The sequence below is a fragment of the Gilvimarinus sp. 1_MG-2023 genome (genome assembly GCF_030548285.1).
Genome location: NZ_JAUOSC010001452.1, coordinates 1 through 248 on the forward strand (window position 1 = coordinate 1; position 248 = coordinate 248).

Annotated in this window: 1 protein-coding gene; it reads right to left on the bottom strand. The window is 55.2% G+C overall.

Annotated elements, in window-relative coordinates; translation table 11 throughout:
* Nucleotides 1-248 (bottom strand): SDR family NAD(P)-dependent oxidoreductase (locus Q4563_RS21635; protein WP_303605994.1); only part of this gene is annotated, 248 nt, incomplete at both ends.

Consider the following 248-nt stretch of genomic DNA (forward strand, 5'->3'; position numbering starts at 1 on the left):
GTCCTGTTCGTTGTGTTGCATCTGGTCGGCACACAGGCGAATCATATTGAAGGTGCCGAGCAGGTTAATATTCAGTGCTCTCTGGAAAGAGGACAGCCGGTGAGGCCCTTCGCGGCCGATAACGCGCTCAGCCCCTGGAATACCAGCGCAGTTAACCAGTCCGAAGAGGCTGCCGAAGCGCTCAATACCTTGATGAATGGCGCTGGCTACGGCGTCTTCTGCAGTAATATCGCAGTGACAAAACAGGC